Source organism: Tessaracoccus lacteus (genome assembly GCF_029917005.1).
Taxonomy (GTDB): domain Bacteria; phylum Actinomycetota; class Actinomycetes; order Propionibacteriales; family Propionibacteriaceae; genus Arachnia; species Arachnia lactea.
This window is the reverse complement of sequence record NZ_CP123967.1, coordinates 1,322,715-1,347,886: the sequence shown is the minus strand read 5'-3', so window position 1 is coordinate 1,347,886 and position 25,172 is coordinate 1,322,715. Positions and strand designations below refer to the sequence as shown.

At 70.7% G+C, this 25,172-nt stretch carries 21 protein-coding genes; 9 read left to right on the top strand and 12 right to left on the bottom strand.

The annotated features are described in order from the left end of the window. Window positions 1-85 precede the first annotated feature (85 nt). A complete protein-coding gene (locus QH948_RS06060) occupies window positions 86-1,495 on the top strand; it encodes a dihydrolipoyl dehydrogenase family protein (RefSeq protein WP_281145949.1) in 1,410 nt (469 codons plus the stop codon). Here QH948_RS06060 and QH948_RS06055 read toward each other — a convergent pair. The 6 genes from QH948_RS06055 to QH948_RS06030 all read right to left on the bottom strand — a co-directional run bounded on the left by QH948_RS06055 (window position 1,481) and on the right by QH948_RS06030 (window position 8,109). Next, window positions 1,481-1,651 carry a DUF8730 family Cys-rich protein gene (locus tag QH948_RS06055; RefSeq protein ID WP_281145948.1) on the bottom strand — a complete coding sequence of 57 codons (171 nt, stop codon included), beginning with the start codon at window positions 1,649-1,651 and terminating at the stop codon, window positions 1,481-1,483. The genes QH948_RS06060 and QH948_RS06055 overlap by 15 nt on opposite strands. 29 nt (window positions 1,652-1,680) lie before the next feature. Beyond that, complete coding sequence (locus QH948_RS06050) at window positions 1,681-1,950, bottom strand: metal-sensitive transcriptional regulator (protein ID WP_281145947.1); 270 nt, start codon at window positions 1,948-1,950, stop codon at window positions 1,681-1,683. Between the two features lie 18 nt (window positions 1,951-1,968). Then, window positions 1,969-3,675, bottom strand: coding sequence for an FAD-dependent oxidoreductase (locus QH948_RS06045; RefSeq protein ID WP_281145946.1), 1,707 nt, complete (start codon window positions 3,673-3,675; stop codon window positions 1,969-1,971). Between the two features lie 108 nt (window positions 3,676-3,783). Beyond that, window positions 3,784-6,258, bottom strand: coding sequence for a phosphoketolase family protein (locus tag QH948_RS06040; protein WP_281145945.1), 2,475 nt, complete (start codon window positions 6,256-6,258; stop codon window positions 3,784-3,786). Between the two features lie 47 nt (window positions 6,259-6,305). Then, entirely contained in the window at window positions 6,306-7,094 is a 789-nt protein-coding gene (locus QH948_RS06035) for a TIM barrel protein (RefSeq protein ID WP_281145944.1), read from the bottom strand. A gap of 13 nt (window positions 7,095-7,107) precedes the next feature. Then, window positions 7,108-8,109: a Gfo/Idh/MocA family oxidoreductase gene (locus QH948_RS06030; RefSeq protein ID WP_281145943.1), complete on the bottom strand. Its 1,002-nt coding sequence runs from the start codon at window positions 8,107-8,109 to the stop codon at window positions 7,108-7,110. Between the two features lie 83 nt (window positions 8,110-8,192). Here QH948_RS06030 and QH948_RS06025 point away from each other — a divergent pair, with 83 nt between their 5' ends. After that, a complete protein-coding gene (locus tag QH948_RS06025) occupies window positions 8,193-9,227 on the top strand; it encodes a LacI family DNA-binding transcriptional regulator (protein WP_281145942.1) in 1,035 nt (344 codons plus the stop codon). Here QH948_RS06025 and QH948_RS06020 read toward each other — a convergent pair. Continuing rightward, entirely contained in the window at window positions 9,218-10,063 is an 846-nt protein-coding gene (locus QH948_RS06020) for a TspO-related membrane protein (protein WP_281145941.1), read from the bottom strand. The genes QH948_RS06025 and QH948_RS06020 overlap by 10 nt on opposite strands. Before the next feature lie 97 nt (window positions 10,064-10,160). Here QH948_RS06020 and QH948_RS06015 point away from each other — a divergent pair, with 97 nt between their 5' ends. Beyond that, on the top strand, window positions 10,161-10,970 hold the full coding sequence (locus tag QH948_RS06015) for a hypothetical protein (RefSeq protein ID WP_281145940.1): 810 nt from the start codon (window positions 10,161-10,163) through the stop codon (window positions 10,968-10,970). A 9-nt stretch (window positions 10,971-10,979) separates the two neighbouring features. Here QH948_RS06015 and QH948_RS06010 read toward each other — a convergent pair whose 3' ends face one another. The 4 genes from QH948_RS06010 to cobF form a co-directional block, all read right to left on the bottom strand. Then, window positions 10,980-13,169, bottom strand: coding sequence for a 6-phosphofructokinase (locus QH948_RS06010; RefSeq protein WP_281146151.1), 2,190 nt, complete (start codon window positions 13,167-13,169; stop codon window positions 10,980-10,982). A gap of 17 nt (window positions 13,170-13,186) precedes the next feature. Further along, on the bottom strand, window positions 13,187-13,624 hold the full coding sequence (locus tag QH948_RS06005; RefSeq protein ID WP_438874126.1) for a DUF3052 domain-containing protein: 438 nt from the start codon (window positions 13,622-13,624) through the stop codon (window positions 13,187-13,189). A 119-nt stretch (window positions 13,625-13,743) separates the two neighbouring features. Then, window positions 13,744-16,527 carry a pyruvate dehydrogenase (acetyl-transferring), homodimeric type gene (aceE, locus tag QH948_RS06000; protein WP_281145939.1) on the bottom strand — a complete coding sequence of 928 codons (2,784 nt, stop codon included), beginning with the start codon at window positions 16,525-16,527 and terminating at the stop codon, window positions 13,744-13,746. 123 nt (window positions 16,528-16,650) lie between these two features. Then, window positions 16,651-17,385, bottom strand: a complete 735-nt coding sequence (gene cobF / locus QH948_RS05995) for a precorrin-6A synthase (deacetylating) (RefSeq protein WP_281145938.1) — start codon at window positions 17,383-17,385, stop codon at window positions 16,651-16,653. Window positions 17,386-17,447: 62 nt separating this feature from the next. Between cobF and QH948_RS05990 the strand changes: the two genes are divergently transcribed. The 5 genes from QH948_RS05990 (at window position 17,448) to QH948_RS05970 (ending at window position 22,360) form a co-directional block, all read left to right on the top strand. Beyond that, the gene (locus QH948_RS05990) at window positions 17,448-18,629 is read left to right on the top strand and encodes a PucR family transcriptional regulator (RefSeq protein ID WP_219080017.1); all 1,182 of its coding nucleotides are present in this window, start codon (window positions 17,448-17,450) and stop codon (window positions 18,627-18,629) included. Between the two features lie 159 nt (window positions 18,630-18,788). After that, a complete protein-coding gene (locus QH948_RS05985; RefSeq protein ID WP_281145937.1) occupies window positions 18,789-19,721 on the top strand; it encodes an ACP S-malonyltransferase in 933 nt (310 codons plus the stop codon). A 1-nt stretch (window position 19,722) separates the two neighbouring features. Then, window positions 19,723-20,709, top strand: coding sequence for a beta-ketoacyl-ACP synthase III (locus QH948_RS05980; RefSeq protein WP_438874135.1), 987 nt, complete (start codon window positions 19,723-19,725; stop codon window positions 20,707-20,709). Window positions 20,710-20,753: 44 nt separating this feature from the next. Beyond that, window positions 20,754-20,999 (top strand): acyl carrier protein, encoded by a 246-nt coding sequence (locus QH948_RS05975; RefSeq protein ID WP_281145935.1) that lies wholly within the window; start codon window positions 20,754-20,756, stop codon window positions 20,997-20,999. Window positions 21,000-21,100: 101 nt separating this feature from the next. Next, a complete protein-coding gene (locus tag QH948_RS05970) occupies window positions 21,101-22,360 on the top strand; it encodes a beta-ketoacyl-[acyl-carrier-protein] synthase family protein (RefSeq protein WP_281145934.1) in 1,260 nt (419 codons plus the stop codon). 116 nt (window positions 22,361-22,476) lie between these two features. Here the strand turns inward: QH948_RS05970 and QH948_RS05965 are convergent, their stop codons facing one another. Continuing rightward, window positions 22,477-22,956 carry a DUF3145 domain-containing protein gene (locus QH948_RS05965; protein ID WP_281145933.1) on the bottom strand — a complete coding sequence of 160 codons (480 nt, stop codon included), beginning with the start codon at window positions 22,954-22,956 and terminating at the stop codon, window positions 22,477-22,479. 187 nt (window positions 22,957-23,143) lie between these two features. On the opposite strand from QH948_RS05965, the gene QH948_RS05960 reads away from it, so the two are divergent. Then, a complete protein-coding gene (locus QH948_RS05960) occupies window positions 23,144-24,973 on the top strand; it encodes a prolyl oligopeptidase family serine peptidase (protein WP_281145932.1) in 1,830 nt (609 codons plus the stop codon). Window positions 24,974-25,172: the final 199 nt, after the last annotated feature.

Here is a 25,172-nt window from a genome sequence, read left to right as displayed (position 1 = left end):
CCAACAGCCGGGCGGCAACGCCTGCAACACCAGCGACGCTACCCGGTACCCGGCCACCGGACGACCCGGCCGACACAATGGGGCCATGGATGACTTCGATGTGGTCGTGATCGGCGCAGGACCGGCCGGAGAGAACGCGGCGGACTACGCGATCAGGGGCAGCGACCGCACCGCGGCCCTGATCGAGACGGAACTGGTCGGCGGAGAGTGCTCCTACTACGCGTGCATGCCCAGCAAGGCGCTGCTGCAGCCCCTCGACGTGCACGCGGCCGCCACCCACCTGGGAGGGCTGCCGCACCGGATCGACATCGACCGGGCGGCCCTCCTGCGCCGGCGGGACTCGTGGGTGAACCTCTACGACGACCGCGGGCAGGTCGGGTGGGCCGAGGGCGCAGGCATCACCGTCGTGCGGGGCACCGGCCGACTCGGCGGCGAGCGCATCGTCGAGGTCGACGGCCCCGACGGACCGCGCAGGCTGCGCGCCGCTCACGCCGTGGTGCTGGCGACGGGCTCGCGGCCGGTCGTACCGGAGTTCCTGGCCGCAGCGCTGCCGTGGGGCTCGCGCGACGCGACCGGCATCGTCGAGGTGCCAGCCTCCATCGCCGTGATCGGCGGCGGGGTGGTGGCGTGCGAGGCGGCCCGCTGGCTGGCTGCCCTCGGATCGCACGTCACGATGCTGGTGCGCGGCCCGCGGCTGCTCGACAGGTTCGAGCCGGGCGTCTCGGCGGCGGTCGCCGACGGGCTCAGGCAGGCAGGCGTCGAGGTGCGCTTCGGCGTCGCGCTGGCCCAGGCCAGTCGGCCGGACGCGCGCCGCACCGGCCTCGGTCGGGTCCACGGCGGCCCGGTCCGCCTGGTGGAGGCCGATGGCCACGAGTCGACGCACGCCGAGGTCCTGGTCGCCACCGGACGGCGACCGGCCAGGGAAGCCCTCGGCCTGGAGAGCATCGGCCTGACGCCCGCGGACCTCGACGGGCCACTGCCGACCTGGCTGCACCTGGTCGGCGACGTGAGCGGCGAGGCCCCGCTCACACACTGGGGCAAGTACCGGGCCAGGCTCGTCGGCGACCGGATCGCGGCGCTCGCGGAGGGTCGCATCCCCGCCCCGGTGCCCGACGACGTCCCGGTTCCCCAGGTGGTGTTCACCGATCCCCAGGTCGCCGCCGTCGGGCCGACCGTAGAGGCCGCTCGCGCCGACGGGCACCGGGTGAGGATCGCCGAGGTGCCCATCGGCTCGGCTGCGGGGGCCTCCCTCCTGCGCGACGACGCCGCCGGCTTCGCGCGCCTTGTCATCGACGAGGACACGGACACCGTGCTGGGCGCGACATTCGTCGGGCCCGACGTCGCCGAGCTACTCCATTCCGCGACCATCGCGATTACTGCGAAGGTGCCGCTCGAACTGCTCGCCCACGCCGTGCCGTCCTATCCGACCGCATCCGAGCTGTGGCTCCGGCTGCTGGACTCCGACAGAGAGGCGCGCCGGTCAGCGGGCGCGTAGCCGGGAGAACAGTCCCCCGCGCTGCGCCTGCTCGGCCCGGTCGTGTCCCTGGCACCACTGGGCGGGCGGGACGGTCCGCTTCACGGACTCGATGTGTTGGCCGCATCCGGCCCAGGTGGTCTTTCCGCAGACCTTGCAGGTGACTGCTCTGCACATGATTCGTTTCTCCTTCTGGTGATATCGGTTCAGGCGAGGGTGAGGAAGAGCTTCTCCAGCTCCTCGGCGGTGATGCCGTCCTCGGTGACACCCTCGGGGTCGTCGAGGCAGTTCTTCATGGCGCTGGCGATGATCGCGAAGCCGGCCTTGTCGAGGGCCGACGAGACGGCTGCGAGCTGCGTGACGACGTCGCGGCACGAGCCGCCCTCCTCCACGGCGTCGATGACGGCGTTGAGCTGGCCGCGGGCGCGTCGCAGCCGGTTGACGATGCGGCGCTGGCTGGTGTGATCGGGAGTCATGTCGGTTCCTCTCTTCGGTCAGGCCACGGGGACGGACCGGGCGAGCACCTCGTCGGCCCGACGTCCAAGCAGTCCCCGCAGGGTGAGCATCCCGCCGGACAGTGACGCGGAGTCGAAGCCAGCCTGAGTCAGCACGCGGTGGGCGATGGCGGAGCGGACTCCCGAGGCGCACAGCACCCGGACCGGTCGCCCATCGGCGGCCGCCCGGACCTCGTCCAGCCGCCCCCTCAGCTCGGTGTGGGGGATGTTCAGCGATCCAGGCACGTGCCCCGTCGCGTACTCGGCCGCGCTGCGCGCGTCGAGCACGAGCGACGACGACGCGATGTCGTCGAGCTGGTCGGCGTACCAGAGGCGCAGCGTGCCATCCAGGACGTTGCTGCCCACCATGCCCGCGAGGTTCACAGGGTCCTTGGCCTGGCCATAGGGCGGGGCGTACGCGAGATCGAGGTCGATCAGGTCGCCGACGGCCATCCCGGAGCGGATTGCGGTGGCGAGCACGTCGATGCGCTTGTCCACGCCGTCGAGCCCGACGGCCTGGGCGCCGAGCAGGAGGCCGTCGCCCTCCGAGATGTGGACGACGAGGTGGACCTGGGTCGCGCCGGGGAAGTAGCCGGCGTGCTGGTTCGGGTGCAGGTGCAGGGTGACGTGCGGGATTCCGGCCGCCCGCAGCGTCGCCGCGTTGGCCCCGGTGATTGCGGCGGTCAGTGACCCGACCCTCACGATCGCGGTGCCGAGCGGCCGCGGGATCGGCCTGGCGAGCTCCGGGCGGATGATGTCGTCTGCAACGAGGCGACCCGCCCTGTTGGCGGGGCCGGCGAGTGGGACAGGCCGGGTCAGCCCCGTCGTCGGGTCGGTGGTGGCGGTCGCGTCACCGACGGCCCAGACGCCCTCGGCCGACGTACGGCCGTGGTCGTCCACCAGGATCGCGCCGCGGTCACATGCGATGCCCGCCGCCTCGAAGACCTCGGTGTCGGGGCGCACGCCCACCGAGAGCACGATCAGGTCGGCGTCGATGCGCGTGCCGTCGGCGAGGACGACCACGTCGTGGCCGGGCCCGGGTTCGATCGCCGCCGCGGCGACGCCCGTGCGCAGCTCCACGCCGAGGTCGGTCAGTTCGCGCTCCACCAGGTGCGCGAGCTCCGTCTCGAGGGGCGGGAGGACGTGGTCGGCGAGCTCGACGACGCTGACCCGCAGCCCGCGGTGAGCGAGGGCCTCAGCGGCCTCGAGGCCGATGAACCCGGCGCCCAGCACCACGGCCCGCCCGGCACCCCCGTCGACGCGCCCCTTGAGCGCGACGGCGTCGTCGACCGTGCGCAGGGTCCGCACGCGCGGCGAGTCGATGCCCGCGATGTCGGGTCGGAATGCCCGCGCGCCCGGCGACAGGACGAGCGCGTCGTAGGAAAGCTCCTCCACGCCGTCGGCCGACGCGACCGTGACGCGGCGGCGCGCCACGTCGAGGGCGGTGACGTCGTGGCCGGGCCGCACGTCGAGCGCGAGCGCCGCCCGCAGCGAGGCGGGCGTCTGAACGAGCAGACTGCTCTCCTCGGGGATCTCACCGCCGACGTGATAGGGCAGCCCACAGTTGGCGAAGGAGACGTGCTCGCCCCGCTCGAGGACGACGATCTCGGCCTCCTCATCGAGGCGCCGCGCCCGCGCGGCACAACTCATCCCTCCGGCCACTCCCCCGACAACAACGATCCGCCTGCGGCGACCAACTTCACTCATGAAGTGAATAATACCCCTGGGGGTATCTGTGTCAAGTCTCCAGCCCAGGCACCAGGAAGCGGTTGCGCTTCATGCGGGACTGACCACCCACCGACATCGGCCCCGGCGCTACTCGTTGTCTCCACCTGTCGCGACGGTGGCCGCCGCCGAGTCCTCGACGGCACCCTTCGCGTCGGGCCACACCCAGTCGCGCACCTCGGGCACGTCCTCGCCGAACTTGCGGGCGTACGCCCTGGCGTCCAGGCGGGCGTCGACCATCTTCTGGCGCAGCCCGGCGTACCGGGCGCCGAGGCCCTCCACGCGGTCGATCACGTCCATCACGAGGTGGAAGCGGTCGAGGTCGTTGAGCATCACCATGTCGAACGGCGTGGTGGTGGTCCCCTCCTCCTTGTAGCCGCGCACGTGGATATTGGCGTGCCCGTTGCGGCGGTAGGTGAGGCGGTGGATGAGCCACGGGTAGCCGTGGTAGGCGAAGACGACCGGGCTGGCGGTGGTGAAGATGGTGTCGAAGTCCCGCTGCGTGAGGCCGTGCGGGTGCTCGGAGTCGTCCTGCAGCCGCATCAGGTCCACGACGTTGACCACGCGGACCCGCAGGTCGGGCACCTCGCGACGGAGGATGTCGGCTGCGGCGAGCACCTCGATCGTCGGGATGTCTCCGGCCGCGGCCAGCACGACGTCCGGATCGGTGCCGACCTCCTCCGTGCCGGCCCAGTCCCAGATCCCCAGCCCCCTGGCGCAGTGCTTGACAGCCTCCTCCATCGTCAGCCAGTTCGGGTTGGGCTGCTTGCCCGCCACGACGACGTTGATGTACTGCTTGCTGCGCAGGCAGTGATCGAAGGTGCTGAGCAGCGTGTTGGTGTCGGCGGGCAGGTACACGCGCACGACGTCGGCCTTCTTGTTGACGAGGTGGTCGATGAAGCCGGGGTCCTGGTGCGAGAAGCCGTTGTGGTCCTGGCGCCAGACGTGCGAGCTGAGCAGGTAGTTGAGGCTGGAGATCGGTCGGCGCCACTCGATGTGGTTGGTGACCTTCAGCCACTTGGCGTGCTGGTTGACCATGGAGTCGACGATGTGGATGAACGCCTCGTAGCTGGACATCAGCCCGTGCCGGCCGGTGAGCAGGTAGCCCTCGAGCCAGCCCTGGCACTGGTGCTCGCTGAGCATCTCGACGACCTGCCCCTTCCGCACGAGGAACTGGTCGACGTCCGGGCTCTCGTATTCGGCGAGCCACTGCTTGCCCGAGACCTCGTAGATGTTCTGCAGCCGGTTCGAGGCCGTCTCGTCGGGCCCGAAGACCCGGAACCGCTCCGGGTTGAGCTTCACGACGTCGCGCAGCCAGGTGCCCAGCTGGCGGGTGGCCTCGGTGACCGAGCCGCCCGGGGTCGGCACCTCGACGGCGTAGTCACGGAAGTCCGGCAGCCGGAGGTCCTCGCGGATCAGGCCGCCGTTCGCCTCGGGGAGCTCGCCCATCCGCAGCCCGACGGGGGGCGCGAGTTCCGCGATCTCCTCGCGCAGGCGGCCCGCCTCGTCGAAGAGCTCGTCGGCGCGGTAGGACTTCAGCCAGGCGTCGAGGTCGTGCAGGTGCTCGGCCGTGTCGCGGGCGCTCGCCAGCGGCACCTGGTGCGACCGCCAACTGCCCTCGGTCTTGTTGCCGTCGATGGTCTTCGGCCCCGTCCAGCCCTTCGGCGTGCGGAAGACGATCATGGGCCACCGCGGCCGCTCGACCGACTCCGCGTCTACCTGGGCGGCGGAGCCGCGGATGTCCGCGATCTCGTCGAGCACCTCGTCCAGCAGGCTCGCGAAGCGACGGTGGATGGACGTGTGCGACTCGTCGTCGAAGCCGGCGGTGAAGATGTACGGGCGGTGCCCGTAGCCCTCCATCAGCGCGGCGAGCTCCTCCTCCGGGATGCGGGCCAGCACCGTCGGGTTGGCGATCTTGAACCCGTTGAGGTGCAGCACCGGCAGCACGACGCCGTCGGTGACGGGATTGAGGAACTTGTTGGAGTGCCAGCTGGTGGCCAGCGGGCCCGTCTCCGCCTCGCCGTCGCCGACGACGGCGAACACCAGCAGGTCGGGGTTGTCGAAGGCCGCGCCGTAGGCGTGCGAGAGGGAGTAGCCGAGTTCGCCCCCCTCGTGGATCGAGCCGGGGGTCTCCGGGGCGACGTGCGACGGGATGCCGCCGGGGAACGAGAACCGCTTGAAGAGGCACTGGAGGCCCTGCTCGTCGCGCGAGACCTCGGGGTAGAAGTCCGTGTAGGTGCCGTCGAGGTATGAGTTGGCGACCATGCCGGGCCCGCCGTGCCCCGGGCCGGCGATGTAGATCGTCCGCTGCGAGCGCTCTGCGATCACGCGGTTGAGGTGGGCGTAGAGGAAGTTCAGGCCCGGCGTGGTGCCCCAGTGCCCGAGCAGACGCGGCTTGACGTCGTCGCGTGAGAGGGGCTCGCGGAGCAGCGGGTTGCGCAGTAGGTAGATCTGGCCGACCGAGAGGTAGTTCGCGGCACGCCACCAGGCGTCGATGCCGCCCAGTCTCTCATCGCTGACTTCGGTCGTTGCCACCTCCACCCTGCGGGCCCAGCGCTTCGTCATGGGGTGTCCTTTCGTCGACATGGGCCCCATTGAAACGCACCCGCCGGTCAGTCAGGAAGGCTGAACGCCGCCACGAACCGGTCGACCGCCACTTCGGCATCACCGGAGGCGAAAGCCTCCAGCCCGACGGTGCCGCGGTAGCCGAACCGGGCCAGCGCCGACGCCACCGCGGGATAGTTGACCTCACCGGTGCCGGGCTCCATCCGCCCGGGCACGTCGGCGACCTGGATCTCGCCGACCCACGGCAGCGCCTCCTCGCACAGCTCGATGAGGTTCCCCTCCCCGATCTGGGCGTGGTAGAGGTCCAGGTTGAGCCGGAGGTTCGGGTGGTCGATCGCCCTGACCAGCGCGAGGGTGTCCCGGGCGCGGGCGAACGGCGTGCCCGGATGGTCGACAGCCAGGTTGAGGTTCTCGAGCGTGAACACCCGGCCGGCGCGCTCCCCCAGCCGGGCCAGTCGCTCCAGCGTCCTGGCCGCCGCCAGCCAGTCGGCCCCACCGGTGGCCTCGCCCGGCCGCACGGGCAGTCCCTGCGCGTCAAGGCCCGTCCCGTGGACATTGAGGCGCGGGCAGTCGATGATCTCGGCCGCCCGGGCGGACTCCTCCGCGGTCCGCAGCAGCTCGTCCGCGCCTGCCGGGTCGATAAGTTCGCCGCGGATGTAGCCGGTCATCGAGGTGATCGGCGTGCCGACGGCCGCCAGGGCCGGCATGTCCTTGGTCGTCCAGTCCCAGATCTCCGCCTCCAGTCCGCGGGCACCGATGCGTCGCAGCCGCTCGGTGTACGGCTGGTCGGTGTGAATGGTCTCGGCGCTGACGGCGAGGACGAACGGTGTGCTCATGGAGGGCTCCTGGTCAGAGGTGGACGGGAAGGGAGGTGGTGATGGAGTCGATACAGGCCTGGGCGACGGCGAAGGCGGCGCGCGCGTCGTGGAGGGTCGGGCCCTGGGCGACACCCGTCCGGACGGCCTCGACGAAGGCCGAGAACTCCGCGCGGTACGAGTCCTGCAGAAGATCGGTGTCGCTGCGGGAGGTCTCGACGGAGATGCCGTCGGCCCCGAACAGGGTGAGGTCGGTGCGTCGCACGTGTCCCGCTGTCGCGAGCCCTCCGGAGCCGAAGACCTCTGCACGCACGTCGTAGCCGTAGGCCGCCTGGAACGAAGCGTCCGCCACCGCGAGGGCACCGTTGTCGAACGCGACGGTGACGAGCGCCGTGTCCAACAGGCCTGCGCCGCGGAAGTCCGGCCGGATCAGAGCATCGGCCTGAGCATAGACGCGGACAGCCCTGGCGCCGGGGTTGAGCCAGTTGAGCGTGTCGAAGTCATGGATGAGGGTCTGGGTGAAGATGGTCCACGGCGGCACGACGGAGGGATCATGCAGCCGCGGATCGCGGGTGGTGGACCGCAGCAACTGCACCGAGCCGAGCCGACCCTCGTCGACGGCGCGGCGGGCCGCGGCAAACCCCGGTGCGAAGCGCCTGTTGAAGCCGACCTGGCACACCACCCCTGAGCCATCGACAGCCCCTGCGGCCCTGTCCAGTTCCGCCAGCGACATGCCTGCGGGCTTCTCACAGAAGACGGGTACCCCGGCGGCAGCCGCCGAAACGATGAGTTCGGCGTGCGACGTGGACGCAGCGGCGATGACCACACCGTCCACCCCCGAGGACAGCAGCTCCGCCAAGGACGAGCAGGTCTGCGGCACCCGCAGCGCCTCGGCCACATCGGCCACAGCCGACGCATCCGGGTCCGCGATCGCCTGCAGAACGGCACCCGGTGTGTGGCGGGCAAGGATCTCCGCGTGATTGCGGCCGATCCTGCCCACACCGACGAGTCCGATACGGACGGCTTCCTCCACCATTGGCTGCTCCCTTGCAGTGGTCGACGACTCGACACTAGATCGATCCACTAGATCGTGTCAACAGGAGCCGGTAGGGTGGTTCCATGGATCCCGTGACCGACGCCGGACGGAACCCCACCATGCTGGACGTGGCGCGGGAGGCGGGCGTCTCGCGCGCCCTGGTGTCGATCATCATGCGCGGGGCCCCCGGCGCGAGCGAGCGCACCCGCGCCCACGTCAAGCAGGTCGCGGCGCGGCTCGGGTACGTGCCGGACGCCAGGGCCCAGGCCCTGAGGCGGCAGGGAAATGCCGCCATCGGCGTCGCGTTCCAGCCCGATCAGCCGTTCCACGCCGCCCTCATCGACGCCATCTACGAATCGGCCCGGAGGGCGGACCACCCGGTGATCCTGTCCGCGGTCACGCCAGGCCACGACGAGGAGCGCGCAGTTGCCTCGCTCGTCGGCCAGCGCTGCGGCGCGGTCATCACGCTCGGCTCCCGTCTCGACCGGGCCGTCCTCGAGGCCACGGCGCGCAGGATCCCCGTCGTGGCGGTGGCCCGCACCGTCGAGGCGGTCGGCGTCGACACTGTGGTCTCCGACGACGCCGGCGGCCTCGGCGCGGCCGTCGCGCACCTCGCGTCGCTGGGGCACACCCGGATCGCCTTCGCGCAGTCGGCCGAGTCCGGAGGCAATCCCGAGCGGCTGGCGGGCTACCTCGGCGCCATGGATGACCTCGGCCTGGCACCAGACGTCGTCGCGGGCGGATCGAGGATCGAGGGAGGGGCCGAGGCCGCGCGCACGCTGCTGGCCCGCGAGGGGCTGCCGACGGCGGTCGTGTGCTTCAACGATGCGGCAGCCGCCGGGATGCAGGACGTCCTGACCCGGGCAGGCGTGCGGGTCCCAGTCGACGTCTCCATCGTGGGCATCGACGACTCCGAGACGGCCAGCCTCTCCTACCGGCAGTTGACCAGCATCCGGCAGGATCCCGTGGCGTTGGCCCGGGCGGCGACGACGCGGGCAGCCCAGCGCATCGCATCGCCGGGGCTGGACCGGTTCACGGCGGTGATCCCCACCTCACTCGTGGTGCGCACGAGCACCGGGCCTCGGGTGCCCGACGCGCCCGAGGCTCCTCAGCCCTGAGGCACGCTCCGCTGGGCGGGGCGTGCCTTGGCCGACCCCAGGCGCTGGACGACGCGAATGGTGCCGACGACGAGCACGAGGCCCGCGGCGGTCACCGCCGCCCACCCGACGGGCGCGCTGATGAGTTGCCCAGTGAGCCGTGCCACACCCACCCAGGCGAGGCCCCAGGCGACGGTGCACGTGAAGCCGATCTGGAAGCCCACCATGGTGGTCGACCGCAACACGACGGCCGCCAGCACCACGACCACCAGCAGCATCACCACCGTCAGCCCGACGGCGTTCTCCCCCGTCGGCGGGACCCCGAGGTCCACCAGCCAGGCAGCGACATTCGCCACGGTCGCCACGCAGATCCAGCCGAGGTACAGCCCGCAGGTCACCTGCACCCACACCAGCTCCTGGCGGCCCTCCTTCGGCAGCTGCTTGCCGATGGCCACGATCCAGCACAGCGACACGAGGATTCCGGCCATCACGAGCACCGAGACCCCCAGCAGGCCCGCGAAGGCCGCCTGCAGCCAGATGCCGTTCAGCGCCAGCGCGATGGCCGCGGGCACGCGCGTGGCCGACGCCCAGACCGACGTCGTGGCACGTGGCAGCCACTGCCACACGACATAGCCGGCCATGCCGACGTAGATGACGAGCCACACTGAGAATGCGGGTCCGTGGGGAGCAATGAGCGTGGCGTGGTCCGACAGCAGACCTCCCGCCTGAGACTCGACACCGCCCTCTCCGAGGATCCCGGTTCCGACGGCGGTGCCGAGCAGCCACACCACGGCGGCGAGCGTCACCAGAATCCGGCCGCCTGCGACCGACGAGGGTGTGGGCGGGGAGACCTTCATGCGATGAGCCTACGGGTCGGGGCGCCCAGACCGTGCCGACACGCCCGGCCCGGCGCCCGTATGGCAAGCTTGAACACCTGAGCTGAAGGAGGCGGCCATGGGCGAGACGCTCGGCAGGCGCGGCCTTCCCGCCGACGACCACGAACCCGATGCGGACGCGCCCCCCGCCACGGTGGCCCGCCGGGGCGCCGCCAGCCCGGCCGCCTCCTCAGAGCCGTCCGCTCGCGGCGGGGCACGACGAGGCATCGCGCCGGACCCGTCCCCGCGTCGGTTCTGGGTCCCGCTCGCCGCTCTGGGTGTGCTGCTTGCCGCAGCGCTGGTCGCGGCGTTCTGGTTACCCGGCTCCTCTGGCCCTACGGCCACTGCGTCGCGCCCTGCCTCGCCCACCACACCGGCTTCGCCGGCACCGAGCCCCTCTGCCGTGACGAGCCCTCTCCCGCTGGACGACGCGACGCTGCAGGTCCCCGAGGGCTGGGACGTGTACGCCGACGAGCAGGTACAGGACGACCGCCGGCTCGTGCGGCTGGAACAGGGCGGGACCGGCGTGCGCGTGCAGGCCGTGACCCTCACGTCGGTTGACGGGGACCTGTCGACGGCATGCGGCCTGCTGGTGACTGAACTGGAGTCGAACTACACGGATCCGGCGCAGACGACGGCGTTCACCGTCCCCGTCGCGCCGGGGGGCGAGGGCTACAGCTGCGGCTTCCGGGGCGAGCGGACCTCCGACGAACAGCCCGGCACGGTCACGTTCACGATCCTCCGCCGGGACGCGGACGCCCACACGCTGGTGCTGCGCGCCAGCGTGCCTGACACCGCCGCGGACGACACGCAGGCCGCGGCCCAACTGGAGGCGCTGATCTGTTCGGCCGCGGCGAGCTTCGACGTCGATCTGACCCGCTGCAACTGAGACGGGACGCTACTCCTGGCCGGGGCGGCGACTGAGCTGGTCGAACACTGGACGAAGTGCCGTCCACCACTGTTCGCGGGGTCGCTGCACGTCCCAGTCCATCCCCGCGAGCACCCGGCGGAGGGGAGCCATCAGTTCCGGCTCATCGCTGGCCGCCGCGACATAGTCCTTCCTGCCCTCGGAGAGCTGGGAATCGAGGTTGGCGATGGCCATGAAGGCGAGCCGCGTCGCGTTGATGCGGTCGAAGGGGCTGGGCGTGCCGCCCTGCTGCATGTGGCCGATGACCGCCTGGCGCACCGAGTACGTGCCCCTGCCCTCGGCCTCGAAGAGCTTGGCCACCACGTCGCTGGTGTAGAACTCGCTGGTCTCCTCCCCCATCACGGTGAGGTAGAAGGAGCGACCGCTCGCGAACGAGTCGACCAGGGCCGCGACGTCCTGCGTCAGTTCCTCCAGTGTGATGCCGCCCTCGGGGGTGTACGCCTTCTCCGCGCCGGCCGCCAGCCCGCCGACCAGCGGCAGGAAGCCGCAGCCGCGGCCCATGGTCTCGACGACGAAGGCCCGCTTGGACGCGGAGGCGGACATGCGGACCATGTCGATGACATCGACGACCGTGTTGAGTGCCGTGTCCGAGCCGACCGCCATGGGCCAGGCCGGCAGGTTGTTGTCGATGCTCGCCGGCAGCAGCGCGATCGGGATGTTGAATGCCGGGTAGCGGCGACGCTCGCGTTCCATGATGTCGACGGTGGCGTAGGCGTGGTGGCCGCCCATCACCAGCAGCGCGTCGATCTCGTTCTCCTCGAGCGAGCGGGCCATCTGGTAGAGGTCGCCCTCGGTCGGCACGTAGCGGCGGGTGCCGAACGTGGCTCCGCCGGTGTTGGCCATGCCCTCGACATCGGACCACAGCACCTCGCGCATCTCGCCCGCCACGAGTCCCGGCACGCCACCCTGCACGGCCATCATGTGGTACCCGCGGTCGAGTCCGGCCCGGACCGCCACGCGGGCCAACTGGTTCATGCCGGGCGCCAGCGCGCCAGCGTGCATGATCGCGATCCGCTTGGCATGCTCGGACGTGGCGACCGTGGGCGTCGACTCGATCAGGATCCGGTAGATGTCGATCATCCGGGTGAATCCCGCGCCGCGGGCCTTGACCGCATCCTCGTAGTCCCCCGATGCGATGAAGTCGGCGACCTTCGTGGTGTCCTCGACGGCCTTCAGCAGCGGCTGGGCGCAGACCTGGTCGCGCTTGACGCCGACGAGCACCGGCTCTGCGTCGGCCTTGGCGCTCAGCACCTGGTCGACGGCCTCGACGCCGCACGCGGTCGCCATCCACCTGTCGTAGGCCGATGGGGTGCCACCGCGCTGGACGTGCCCGAGGATCGTGATCCGGGCCTCCTCGCCCGTGCGGTCCTTCATGACCTGCTGGATCCGCTGCGAGGTGATGGGCTCGCCTTCGCGGTCCGCGGCCCCCTCGGCGACGACGATGATCGAGTCGCGGCGACCCGCCGCTCGGCCGCGGCCCAGCACCTCGACCATGCGGTCCTCCCAGCCCTCGCGGGGCGGGGACTCCGGAAGGAATGTGTAGTCGGCTCCGCCGGCGATGGCGGTCATCAGCGCGAGGTAGCCGCAGCGGCGGCCCATGACCTCGACGATGAACGTGCGCCGGTGCGACTCCGCGGTGGAGCTGATCGCGTCGATGGCCTCGGTGATCCGGTGCATCGCGGAGTCGGTGCCGATCGTCATGTCGGTCCCGACCATGTCGTTGTCGATCGATCCGACCAGGCCGGCGATGAACAGTCGAGGGTGACGCTCGGCCTGCTCCCGGGAGATCCGGCCCTGCTCGAGCAGCTGGGCGACGTAGTCGGGCCACCTGAGCAGCAGCGCCCGGCTGCCCGTCAGCGAGCCGTCGCCGCCGATGACGATGAGGCGGTCGATGCCACGGGCGATGAGGTTCTCGACCGCCTTCAGCTGCCCCTCGGGCGTGCGGAACTCGGTCGAGCGGGCCGTCCCGATGACGGTGCCGCCCTTGTTCAGGATGCCGGAGACGTCGCTCCAGCCGAGGTGGACGATGTGGTCCCCGCCCTCGATGGCCCCCTGCCAGCCTTCGCGGATCGCGAAGACCTCGGCTCCCTTGTGGATGCCCGCGCGCACGATGGCGCGGACCGCCGCGTTCATCCCCTGGGCGTCGCCGCCCGAGGTCATGACCCCGATGCGGGCCGTCACCGACGCGCGCCCTTGGGGCGAACGACGCGGGTTGCCTGCCAGTCGTCGGCGCAGTTCGCGGTGCTGGTCAGCGAGAGCCCGGCGACGGTCACCCCCTCGGCGATGGAGGCGGGATCGATGAAGCCGGGACGGCCGACCTTCGGGGTGAGCAGCCAGATCCAGCCATTGCCGGAGAGGTCCGTCATGGCGTCGACGAGGCCGTCCGCCACGTCGCCGTCCTCGTCGCGCCACCAGAGCACCACGACGTCGACGGCCTCGAGGGGCTCCTCGATCATCTCGGCGTCGATGATGTCCATGATGTCGTCGCGGAGCGCGTCGTCGACGTCCTCGTCCCACCCGAGCTCCTGGACGACCTGACCGAGTGCAAGCCCCAGGAGGTCAGCGCCCGCGAGGGCATCGGTCGATGTGCGGTCGTTGCTTTCTGCCTTGTCCACGGACTCAAGATTGCCAGATAGTGCGCATCTTTTCACCGGGGACCCCCGCTAGTGACCGGTGGACGACCGACGGGGCCGGCCTTTTCGGAACCGGCCCCGTCGGGCATCCGGGCTGGAGGTCAGGCGTCGCCGCCGGCGTTGCCGGACGACCCCTTGGTCACATCATCCAGTTCGTACTTCGCGGCGGCCTGCGTCGCCCACTCCTGCGGAACCTCGCCCGCGGCGGCCAGGCGCTGCAGCACCGCGACCGCGATCGACGGTCCATCGATGTTGAAGTAGCGGCGGGCGGCCGCCCTGGTGTCCGAGAAGCCGAATCCGTCGGCTCCCAGCGTCGTGTAGTCGCCGGGGACCCATTCGCGGATCTGGTCGGGGACCGCGCGCATGAAGTCGGACACCGCCACGACGGGGCCGGGGGCGTCGGCGAGCTTCTTCTCGATCCAGGTGGGCTCGATCTGGCCGAACGGGTCGCGGAACCTGGCCTTGTCGTGGCTCAGGCCCTCGCGGCGCAGCTCACCCCAGGAGGTGACACTCCACACGTCGGCGACCACCCCGAAGTCGTTCTTCAGGAGCTCCTGGGCCTCGAGCGCCCACGGGACGCCGACTCCGGAGGCGAGGATCTGCGCGCGACGCGCGTTGGCGTCGACGCCCTCGAAGGAGCCGGGCCTCAGCAGGTACATGCCCTTGAGGATGCCCTCGACCTCGACGCCCTCAGGCTCGGCCGGCTGGACGATCGGCTCGTTATAGACCGTCAGGTAGTACATGACGCTCTCGGGCTTCTCGCCGTACATGCGGCGCAGGCCGTCGGCGACGATGTGCGCGATCTCGTACCCGTAGGCCGGGTCGTAGCTGGCCACGGCCGTGTTGGTCGAGGCGATGATGGGCGAGTGGCCGTCCATGTGCTGCGTGCCCTCGCCCGTCAGGGTCGTACGGCCGGCGGTGGCGCCGATCAGGAAGCCGCGCGACAGCTGGTCGGCGGCGGCCCAGATGGCGTCGGCGGTGCGCTGGAAGCCGAACATCGAGTAGAAGATGTAGATCGGCACCATCGGCTCGCCGTGCGTGGCGTACGACGTGGCCGCGGCGGTGAATGCGGCGGTCGATCCGGCCTCGTTGATGCCGGTGTGCAGGATCTGGCCCGACTTCGACTCCCGGTAGCTGAGGAACAGCTCGTTATCGACCGGCGTGTAGTTCTGGCCGTGCGGGTTGTAGATCTTGATGGTCGGGAAGAACGCGTCCATGCCGAACGTGCGCGCCTCGTCGGGGATGATCGGGACGACGCGGGGAGCGAACTCCTTGTCGCGCATCAGGTCCTTGAGGAGGCGGACGAAGGCCATGGTCGTGGCGACCTGCTGGTTGCCGGATCCCTTCTTCGACGACGCGTAGGCCTTCTCGCCGGGCAACGAGATGAACTTCCGGTCACCCCGACGCTCCGGCAGGTAGCCGCCGAGCTCGCGACGGCGCTCCTGCAGGTACTGGATGCGGGGATCGTCCTGGCCGGGGTGGATGTACGGCGGGCGGTACGGGTCGGCCTCGAGCTGCTCGTCGGTGACGGGCACGTTGACGCGGTCGCGGAATCCCTTGAGGTCGTCGAGCGCCAGCTTCTTCATCTGGTGAGTGGCGTTGCGGCCCGCGAAGTGCTTGCCGAGGAAGTAGCCCTTGATGGTGTGCGCCAGGATCACGGTCGGGGCGCCCGTAAACTCGGTGGCGGCCTTGTACGCGGCGAAGACCTTGTTGTAGTCGTGGCCACCGCGCGTCAGACGCCAGATGTCGTCGTCGCTCCAGTCCTTGACCATCGCGGAGGTGCGGGGGTCGCGGTCGAAGAAGTGCTTGCGGACGAACTCGCCGTCGTTGGCCTTGTAGGTCTGGAAGTCGCCGTCGGTCGTGGAGTTCATCAGGTTGACCAGCGCGCCGTCGGAATCGTTCTCCAGCAGCGGATCCCAGCCGCGGCCCCAGACGACCTTGATGACATTCCAGCCGGCGCCGCGGAAGAACGCCTCCAGCTCCTGGATGATCTTGCCGTTGCCGCGGACCGGCCCGTCGAGGCGCTGCAGGTTGCAGTTGACGACGAAGGTCAGGTTGTCGAGCTCCTCGTTTGCGGCCAGCTGCAGCGCGCCGCGCGACTCGACCTCGTCCATCTCGCCGTCGCCGAGGAACGCCCAGACGCGCTGCTGGGAGGTGTCCTTGATGCCGCGGTTGTGCAGGTAGCGGTTGAACTGCGCCTGGTAGATCGCGTTGATCGGGCCGATGCCCATCGACACCGTCGGGAACTCCCAGAAGTTCGGCATCTGGTGCGGGTGCGGGTAGCTGGGCAGCGCGTGCAGCTTCCCGTCCGAGGCGTAGTGCGAGTGCTCCTGGCGGAAGCCGTCGAGGTCGTCCTCGCTCAGGCGACCCTCGAGGAACGCGCGGGCGTACATGCCGGGCGACGCGTGGCCCTGGAAGAACAGCTGGTCGCCGCCGCCGGGGTGGTCCTTGCCGCGGAAGAAGTGGTTGAAGCCCACCTCGTAGAGCGTCGCCGAGGAGGCGTACGAGGCGATGTGGCCGCCGACGCCGACGCCGGGGCGCTGCGCGCGGTGCACCATGATGGCCGCGTTCCAGCGGAGCAGCCGACGGATGCCGCGCTCGAGCGTCTCGTCGCCGGGGAACGCCGGTTCCTTGCTGGCGGGGATGGTGTTGACGTAGTCGGTGCCGGTGAGTGAAGGCACGCCGATCTGACGCTCGCGCGCCCGCTCCAGCAGCTTCAGCATCACGTAGCGGGCCCTGTTCCTGCCCCCTGCCTCGATGACGCCGTCCAGGGACTCCAGCCATTCGGCGGTCTCTGCGGGGTCGATGTCGGGCAGATTGGTTGGCAGGCCGTTGAGAATCGGGCCGACCTCGTTCTGAGCCACTTCTGGTTCCTCTCCACGCATACGATCGGCAGCCTTACCGTGGGGTGCTGCCGCTCCCGACACCCTACCGTGCTATGGAACGCGTCGCCGACATGTCGACCCCGCAAGGACCCCGCGACGGCCCGTCTCGAAGCGGTGGACAGGTCAGGACTGGACCCTCAGTAGATAGGTGTCCTGGATCCACCCGTGGTGCGCGACAAGCTGCTCCCGCAGCCTCAGCAGGTCGTCGATCACCTGACCGAGCGGCCCGTTGGCCAGCACCTGGTCGGGGGTGCCCAGGTAGGCGCCCCAGAACACCTCGATCTCCGGGAACTCCGCCACGAGCCCGCGGCAGGCCAGCTCGGTGTCATTGAGGACGACGACGTCCCCGAGGGCCGGATCGAAGTCCTTCAGCAGCCGCGGGCCGCTGACGAAGGAGACGCTGCCGTCGGTGCGGTTGAGCGGGATGCGATGCGCCGCGGCCAGCACCTGCGGCGCGCTCACCCCGGGGATCACGGTGACGCTCAGCGGCAGCCGCGAGCTCAACGCGTCGACGATGCGCAGGATCGAGTCGTACAGCGCCGGGTCGCCCCAGCTGAGGAACCCGACGCATGCGTCGTCGTCGAGCCCGGAGATGATGGCGGAATAGGTCTCGAGCGTCGCCTGATCCAGGTCGTCGACGGCGCCGCCGTCCGGCCGGTCCAGCACCGTGATCACGCGATGCTGACGGCGCACATGCCGACGCAGCAACTCCGAACGGAGCCACACCAGGTCGGCCTGGTCGGTGGCGGAGTCCGCGACCAGGAACACGTCGACGCTGTTCATGGCGTCGACGGCATCCAACGTGAGGTGCCCGAACCCGCCGGGGCCCATACCGATCACGAAAACGTTGCGCGCCACGTGCCGCACGATAGTGGATCGCCGCCGCACGACGCGTGCTGAGCGGGGACTAGGGTGCAGGGATGGACCCCCGCCCCGGCACCGCACCAGCCCTGGTCGCCTCCGCGCGCACCCGTTCGGCGATGCTCCGCAGACTCACGGCCGCCACCGCCCAGATGAACACCGCGACTCTGACGGCCATGACGGAGCGCCACGTCTGGTTCTCCGAACTCGACCCAGAGTCACGCTCCTGGATCGGGGTGCTGGCCCGCACCGGCATCGACGGCTTCGTGACCTGGTTCGCCGGCGAGGAGTTCGACCCCGAGTCCATCTTCGACGCGGCGCCGCGCGCCATGGCCAGGCGCATCACGCTCGCGCAGACCGTCGACCTGGTCCGCACCACCACGGATGTCGTCGAGGAGCAGATCGCCCATCTGCTCCCCCGCAGCGACCGGCAGCCGCTCCAACTGGGCATCGTGCACTACTCGCGCGAGGTGGCGTTCGCCGCCGCCGCCATCTACGCCAAGGCGGCCGAGGCCCGCGGCGCATGGGACTCCCGTATCGAGGCGACCATCGTCGACGCCGTCGTGCGGGCAGAGACGGACGAGTCGGTGCTCTCGCGGGCGTCGACACTGGGCTGGCCGGCCGACCCGAGGGTCGTCGTCGCGATCGGCGGCGCCCCCGACACCAGGCAGCTCGACGGCCTGCGTCGCGGCGCGTCCCGGCTGGGCATGGAGGTGCTGGCAGCGCCGCAGGGTGACCGGCTGGTCTGCATCCTCGGCGGCCCCGGCGTCGGCGACGCCGTCGAGACCTGCGAGCGGGTCGGGCAGCTCGCCGAATTCTTCGCGCCCGGCCCGATCGTCGTCGGCCCCACCGTGGACGGGCTCGCGGGCGCCCACCGTTCCGCCCGCTCCGCCGCGTCCGGCTACCGGGCGGCGAAGGCCTGGCCAGAGGGGCCCCGCACACTGCTCGCCAGCGACCTGCTGCCGGAACGGGCCCTCGCCGGAGACGGACATGCCCGCCGCATCCTGGCCGGCGACGTCTACCCGTCGCTGGCCGCCAGCAAGGAGCTGCTCGAGACCTGTGTCGGCTTCCTCGACTGCGGATCGTCGATGGAGGCCACCGCGCGCGCCCTGTTCGTGCACCCCAACACCGTGCGCTACCGCCTCAAGCGCATCCAGGACCTGACCGGCTACAACCCCGCCGACGCGCGCGAGGCGTTCGTCCTGCGGATGGCGATCACCCTGGGGCGGCTGCAGGACTGAGCCGTCTTCGGCGGGACGCTTTCAGCGCTCCCCACAAGCCCACGCCCGTCCCCGGAGTCCACATCGCAACCCCCTTGTGGGGATCCCACAAACGCGCGCCCGGCATTTTCAACGTTTCGCAGCCAACTTCGGCCGGTCCGAGGGGGCAAGGTAGTCAATGTGCTAGCCATCGTCGCGCCAGGTCAGGGCGCCCAGACTCCCGGTTTCCTCGCCCCGTGGCTTGAGGACGACTCCCTCGCCGCGCAGCTGGCCGCCCTCAGCGCCGTCAGCGAACTGGACCTCGCGCACTACGGCACGCAGGCCGACGCCGACACCATCCGCGACACGGCAGTCGCACAGCCGCTGCTGGTCGCAGCCGCGCTGCTCACCGGCCGTGCGCTGCTGGGCTCCGACACCTCGGCTGTCGGTGCCTTCGCCGGCCACTCGGTCGGCGAGCTCGGCGCGATGGCGCTGGCCGGCGCCATCTCCGACGACGACGCCCTGGTACTCGTCCGCGAGCGTGGCCGCGCGATGGCCGAGGCCTCCGCGGCCAGGCCCACCTCCATGACCGCCGTACTGTCCGGCAACGCCGACGAGGTGCTCGCCGCGATCGAGGCCGCCGGCCTGACCGCCGCCAACAACAACGGCACGGGCCAGATCGTCGCCGCGGGCACGGTCGAGCAGCTCGCCGCCTTCGCCGAGAACCCGCCCCGCCGGGCCCGGCTCGTGCCGCTGAGTGTCGCCGGCGCCTTCCACACCGTGCACATGGAGCCCGCGGTCGCGCACCTGCGCACGGTGGCCGCGGGGGTCGCCACGCACGACCCGGCCGTGCCGCTGCTGTCGAACCGCGACGGCGCCGTCGTCACCTCCGGCGCGGACGCGCTCGAGCGGATGGTGAACCAGGTCGCGAACCCGGTCCGCTGGGACCTCTGCATGGCCACGCTCGTCGACCTGGGCGTCACCGGCCTGCTGGAGCTCGCGCCCGCCGGCACCCTGGCGAAGATCGCCACCAGGAACCTGAAGGGCGTCGATACCTTCCAGCTCGACACCCCGGACCAGCTCGACGAGGCCCGTGCCTTCGTCGCTGCCCACGCCACCACCGAAAGCGAGTGACATCGTGCCCCTCAAGAGCTCTACCGGCGCACAGTACGCGCGTCTGATGTCCGTGGGTGCCGCGCGCGGCAGCCGCGTGGTCACCAACGCCGAGATGTGCACCATGATCGACTCCACCGACGAGTGGATCACGCAGCGCACCGGCATCACCGAGCGCCGCTGGGTCGCCGAGGGCGAGGATGTCGAGACCCTGGCGCTGGAGGCCGCGTCGAAGGCCATCGAGCGGGCCGGTCTGCAGGCGACCGATATCGACGCGATCATCGTGTCGACCGTGTCCCACTTCCAGCAGACCCCATCGCTCGCGACGATCATGGCCGCCAAGCTCGGCATGGACGCCCCCGCCGCGTTCGACATCTCCGCAGCCTGCGCGGGCTTCTGCTACGGCGTCTCCCTGGCGGAGTCGATGGTGCGCTCCGGCTCCGCGACACACGTGCTCGTGCTCGGCGCGGAGACCCTGTCGCGCTACACGGACTTCAGCGACCGCTCCACAGCGTTCCTGTTCTCTGACGGTGCGGGCGCCGTCGTCGTCGGTCCCTCCGACACCCCGGCCATCGGCCCCACCGTCTGGGGCTCGAAGCCCGAGGCCTACCAGGTCATCGAGATCGATGACTGGCGCACCGCCGGCGACGAGGGCCCCAAGATCCACATGGAGGGCCGTGAGGTCTTCAAGTGGGCCACGACGGCGATCGTCGGCAAGGCCGTCGAGGCACTCGAGGCGTCCGGCCTCACCCCCGACGAGCTTGACTGCTTCATTCCGCACCAGGCCAACAACCGCATCACCGATTCGATGCTGCGCCACCTCAAGCTCCCCGAGACCGTCACCGTCGGCCGCGACATCATCCGCATGGGCAACTCTTCTGCGGCGTCGATCCCGCTGGCAATGGAGGAGCTCCTCGAATCCGGCCAGGCCAAGAGCGGCGACTCCGCGCTGATCATCGGCTTCGGCGCCGGGCTGGTCTTCGCGGGCCAGACCCTGCTGCTCCCCTGAACCACCGTCCATCCCTGACAGACCCAACAAGAAAAGGAACCACCATGGCCAGCACCGAAGAGATCCGCACCGACCTCGCCGAGATCGTCAACGACATCGCCGGCGTCGCCGCGGACGACGTCCAGCTCGACAAGTCCTTCATCGACGAGCTCGGCGTCGACTCCCTGTCGATGGTCGAGATCATCTACGCCTGCGAGGACAAGTTCGGCGTCTCGATCCCTGACGAGGACTCCAAGAACCTCAAGACCGTCGGCGACGCCGTCGCCTACATCGAGCGCGCCTCCAACTGACGCCTCACCGGTGGGCGGCCAGTCGCCGCCCACCGACCGGCGCCCCGCGCCGCTCCCCCACACCGGGCCCATCGGCCCGCCGCTATGAGTTCAGGAGAGACATGTCCGACGCGATCGTCATCACCGGCATCGGCGCCACCACCCCGCTGGGCGGCGACGTCACCAGCACCTGGGACGCCCTGCTCGCCGGACGCTCCGGCGTCGTCTCCCTCACCGAGGAATGGGCCGAGGCCCTGCCCACCCGCATCGCCGCACGGGCCGCGGTCGACCCGCTCGAGGTGATCGACCGTGTCGAGGCACGAAAGCTCGACCGCTCGTCGCAGCTGATGCTGGTCGCGGGGCTGGCCGCCTGGGCGGACGCCGGCATCGGGCTCGGCGAGGACAACCAGCTCGACCGCGACCGCATCGGCGTCGTCGCGGCCACCGGCATCGGCGGCCTGCACACGCTGCTCGGCCAGTGGGACGTCATGAAGGAGAAGGGGCTCCGCCGCGTCTCCCCCTTCACCATCCCCATGCTGATGGCCAACGCCCCCGCCGCCAACCTCGGCCTGCGGCTGGGCGCCCGCGCCGGGATCCACACCCCCGTCTCCGCCTGCGCATCGTCGAACGAGGCGATCTCGCTCGGCCTCGACATGCTGCGCCTCGGCCGCGCCGACACCGTCCTGGTGGGCGGCGGCGAGGCCGTCATCCACCCGCTGCCGATCGGCGCCTTCGGCCAGATGCAGGCCCTGTCGCGGCGCAACGACGAGCCCGAGCGCGCGTCGCGTCCCTGGGACATCGACCGCGACGGCTTCGTGCTCGGCGAGGGCGCCGCGCTGCTCGTCCTCGAGCGCCTCGACGCCGCGAAGGCCCGCGGAGCGAAGATCTACGGGACCGTGCGCGGCTCCGGCATCTCCGCCGACGGCCACGACATCGTGCAGCCCGACCCCGACGGCTACGGCCAGGCGCTCGCGATGCGTCGCGCCGTCGCCGACGCCGGCATCTCGCCCGCCGACGTCGTGCACATCAACGCGCACGGCACGTCGACGCCGCAGGGCGACGTCACCGAGGCCCACTCGATCCGCAAGGCCCTGGGCCCGGATGCCGAGCACGTCGTCGTCAACTCGACCAAGTCCATGACGGGTCACCTCCTCGGCGGTGCCGGCGCACTGGAGACCGTCGCGACGGTGCTGGCGCTGAAGAACCGCGTCGTGCCCGGCACGATCAACGTCGACAACATCGAGCCCGACCTGCCGATCGACGTCGCCACGTCCAACCGGGCCCTGCCCGCGACCGGCGACCTCGTCGCGATCAACAACAGCTTCGGCTTCGGCGGCCACAACGTCGCCATTGTCGTGAGCAACGAGAACGTCACCGACTGACGGCTCCCGAGGTGCGATGAGCACGACACACTTCCCGTCGCGAGGATGAACGGTCACATGGCCGTTTCAGCCCGACGGGAAGGAGGATGTGCTCATCGCGGCCTCGGGCGACGGGGTCAGACGACCTGGTGCAACCAGCGGATGGGGGCGTCCTCCGTCGCGTAACGGAACACATCGAGTTCCTCATCCCACGGCACGCCCAGCAGCTTCTCGAGCGCCTTGTGGATCGGCTCGCCGCCCAGCGCGTCGGTGGCGACGGCGTGCTTCAGCCTGTCCTCCGGGACGTGGATGTCTCCGTGGATGCCGACGATCGCCGTGAACGACCCCAGCGTCGGGGTGAAGCAGAACCGCTGACCGTCAGAGGACCGCGTCGGCTCCTCCGTGATCTCGAACCTCGCCTGTCCGAGCCTCGCCAGCGCCGACGCGAACGCAGCGCCGCTGCCGATGTCGCCGGTCCAGGCGGCCTCCGCGCGCTGCGCTCCCCGCTCAGCGGGCTGATTCGTCCAGTCGAACTGCAGGCGTGCCCCCGCCACCGCGCCGATCGCCCATTCGATATGAGGGCACAGCGCCGCCGACGCGGAGTGGATGTAGATCATCCCGCGCGCCTGGGGCTGGCTGGTCGAAGGAGTTCGAGCAGTCATGGTGGGTACCTCCTGGTCGGGCCCTAATTGCCTTCCCCTGCGATCGGGGCCCGTCCAGGTGCGGGGCCAATTCTGCCGTGGCCGGGGGCCACGCGCAACGCCGGCCTTGAAAGCCCACGCGGGGGCAAGTAGGAATTGACCCATGGCAGTACGCTCGCTCGACTCCGTCCTGAACTACCCCGACGCGATCTCGCAGGTCCGCGCGACCGACGACGCCGTCTTCTGGCTCGCCTCGATCGCCGCCCAGGACGGACGGGTCACCGTCCGCCGGCTCCGCGACGGGGCCGTGGAGGACCTGACCCCCGACGCGAACGTGCGGTCGCGCGCGATGGAGTACGGCGGCGGCGCCTACGCGGTGGCCGCGGACCTGCTCGCCTTCTGCGACGACAGAACCGGCAAGGTCATGGTCCGCGACACCTTCGGCACACGCCCCATCACGATCGACCAGCGCCGCTTCGTCTACGGCGGGCTGGAGCTGGTGCCGTCCGAGGGACTCGTGCTCGCCGTCCGCGAGGACCACCACGCTCAACCGGAGGCGCGCACCGAGATCGTGGCCCTGGATCTCGACGGCGACAACCCGTCGGGCGGTCGGGTCATCGCCACCGGTGCCGACTTCTACGCGGCGATCACGGTCCTCGACGGTCAGGTCGCCTGGATGCAGTGGGACCACCCCAACATGAGCTGGGACACCAGCTCGGTGTGGACCGCCACGCTCGCCGACCCGTCCGACGCCGCCCCGGCCTACACCCGAGACGACGTCTCGGCTAAGGACCCGCTGTGGGTCGCGCCGGACGACCTCGCGTTCGTCGCCGACGACAGCGGGTTCTGGAACTGGCGCATCGACGGTGGGGCCCGCTGGCGAACCGACCTGGACTGCGCCGCCCCGACGTGGGTGCTGAACCCGCCCGCGGCCGCCGTGCTGCCCGGCGGCCGCATCGCGTCGCTCATCCTCGATGACGGCCTCGGCACCGTCGGCATCTGGAACCCCGCCACGGGCGAGGTCGCCAGCCCGCTGCCCGGCACCACCTACGTCGAGTCCCTGGCCGTCAGCGGCGAGGACCTCCTTGTCGTGGCCGAGTGGGCCGACCGCGCCGCGACGCTGCACCGCATTTCCGCCGACGGCACGGTGACTCAGCTCGCCGGGCCGACCGACCCGGAGGCCGACGTCACGGTCCCCGCTGCCCTGTGGTGCGACGGCGAGGCCGGCCCGGTCCACTCCTGGCTCTACTCGCCCGACGGCGCCGCGCCGGCTCCCCTGATCGTCATGACGCACGGCGGCCCCACCTCCATGGCCACCGCGAGCTTCGACGCCACCGTCCAGTTCTGGGTCTCGCGCGGCTTCGGGGTGCTGGACGTGAACTACTCCGGCTCCACGGGCTTCGGCCGCGCCTACCGCGACCGCCTCAAGGGCAACTGGGGCATCTACGACGTGTCCGACGCGACCGCCGCGGTCGCCGAGGTGGTCTCCCGTGGCCTGGCGGACCCGGCCAGGGTCGCCATCACCGGCGGGTCGGCCGGCGGCTACACGACGCTGCGGGCCCTCACCTCGACCGACGTCTTCTCGGCCGGCGTCAGCCGCTACGGGATCGGCGACCTCACGACGCTGGTCACCGACACGCACAAGGCCGAGTCGCGCTACCCGCACTCGCTGATCGCGCCGTGGCCCGCGGGCCGCGAGGTCTACGAGGACCGCTCCCCCATCAACCACCTCGACCGGTTACGCACGCCGATGCTGATCCTGCAGGGCACCATCGACAAGGTGGTCCCGCCGAACCAGGCGGTCGCGATGGCCGACGCCGTGCGCGCCGCGCACCTGCCCGTCGCGCTGCTCATGCTGGAGGGCGAGGGTCACGGCTTCCGAGCCATGGCGACCCGCCGCCTCGCGCTCGAGGCGCAGGTGTCGTTCCTGGAGCAGGTCTTCGGCCTTCCCCAGAGCCCCGACGTGCCCGTGTTGCCGATCGAGAATCTGTAGCCGAGCTTGTCGAGAGGAGAACCCTTCGACAAGCTCAGGGCCCTTCGACAGGCTCAGGGAACCGAGGAGACAAGCTCAGGGAACCGAGGAGACAAGCTCAGGGAACCGGGTCGCCGAGCCTGTCGAGGTGCCTCGAGCGAAGCGAGAGGAGAACCCTTCGCTCCGCTCAGGGCCCAACGACCAAGCTCAGGGAACCGGG

What these genes read in the sequence shown, in the direction of transcription:
- QH948_RS06060 (WP_281145949.1), top strand. Translation starts at nt 86, where the DNA reads ATGGATGACTTCGATGTGGTCGTGATCGGCGCAGGACCGGCCGGAGAG.
- QH948_RS06055 (WP_281145948.1), bottom strand. Translation starts at nt 1,651, where the DNA reads ATGTGCAGAGCAGTCACCTGCAAGGTCTGCGGAAAGACCACCTGGGCC.
- QH948_RS06050 (WP_281145947.1), bottom strand. Translation starts at nt 1,950, where the DNA reads ATGACTCCCGATCACACCAGCCAGCGCCGCATCGTCAACCGGCTGCGA.
- QH948_RS06045 (WP_281145946.1), bottom strand. Translation starts at nt 3,675, where the DNA reads ATGAGTGAAGTTGGTCGCCGCAGGCGGATCGTTGTTGTCGGGGGAGTG.
- QH948_RS06040 (WP_281145945.1), bottom strand. Translation starts at nt 6,258, where the DNA reads ATGACGAAGCGCTGGGCCCGCAGGGTGGAGGTGGCAACGACCGAAGTC.
- QH948_RS06035 (WP_281145944.1), bottom strand. Translation starts at nt 7,094, where the DNA reads ATGAGCACACCGTTCGTCCTCGCCGTCAGCGCCGAGACCATTCACACC.
- QH948_RS06030 (WP_281145943.1), bottom strand. Translation starts at nt 8,109, where the DNA reads ATGGTGGAGGAAGCCGTCCGTATCGGACTCGTCGGTGTGGGCAGGATC.
- QH948_RS06025 (WP_281145942.1), top strand. Translation starts at nt 8,193, where the DNA reads ATGGATCCCGTGACCGACGCCGGACGGAACCCCACCATGCTGGACGTG.
- QH948_RS06020 (WP_281145941.1), bottom strand. Translation starts at nt 10,063, where the DNA reads ATGAAGGTCTCCCCGCCCACACCCTCGTCGGTCGCAGGCGGCCGGATT.
- QH948_RS06015 (WP_281145940.1), top strand. Translation starts at nt 10,161, where the DNA reads ATGGGCGAGACGCTCGGCAGGCGCGGCCTTCCCGCCGACGACCACGAA.
- QH948_RS06010 (WP_281146151.1), bottom strand. Translation starts at nt 13,169, where the DNA reads ATGACCTCGGGCGGCGACGCCCAGGGGATGAACGCGGCGGTCCGCGCC.
- aceE (WP_281145939.1), bottom strand. Translation starts at nt 16,527, where the DNA reads ATGCGTGGAGAGGAACCAGAAGTGGCTCAGAACGAGGTCGGCCCGATT.
- QH948_RS05990 (WP_219080017.1), top strand. Translation starts at nt 17,448, where the DNA reads ATGGACCCCCGCCCCGGCACCGCACCAGCCCTGGTCGCCTCCGCGCGC.
- QH948_RS05975 (WP_281145935.1), top strand. Translation starts at nt 20,754, where the DNA reads ATGGCCAGCACCGAAGAGATCCGCACCGACCTCGCCGAGATCGTCAAC.
- QH948_RS05970 (WP_281145934.1), top strand. Translation starts at nt 21,101, where the DNA reads ATGTCCGACGCGATCGTCATCACCGGCATCGGCGCCACCACCCCGCTG.
- QH948_RS05965 (WP_281145933.1), bottom strand. Translation starts at nt 22,956, where the DNA reads ATGATCTACATCCACTCCGCGTCGGCGGCGCTGTGCCCTCATATCGAA.
- QH948_RS05960 (WP_281145932.1), top strand. Translation starts at nt 23,144, where the DNA reads ATGGCAGTACGCTCGCTCGACTCCGTCCTGAACTACCCCGACGCGATC.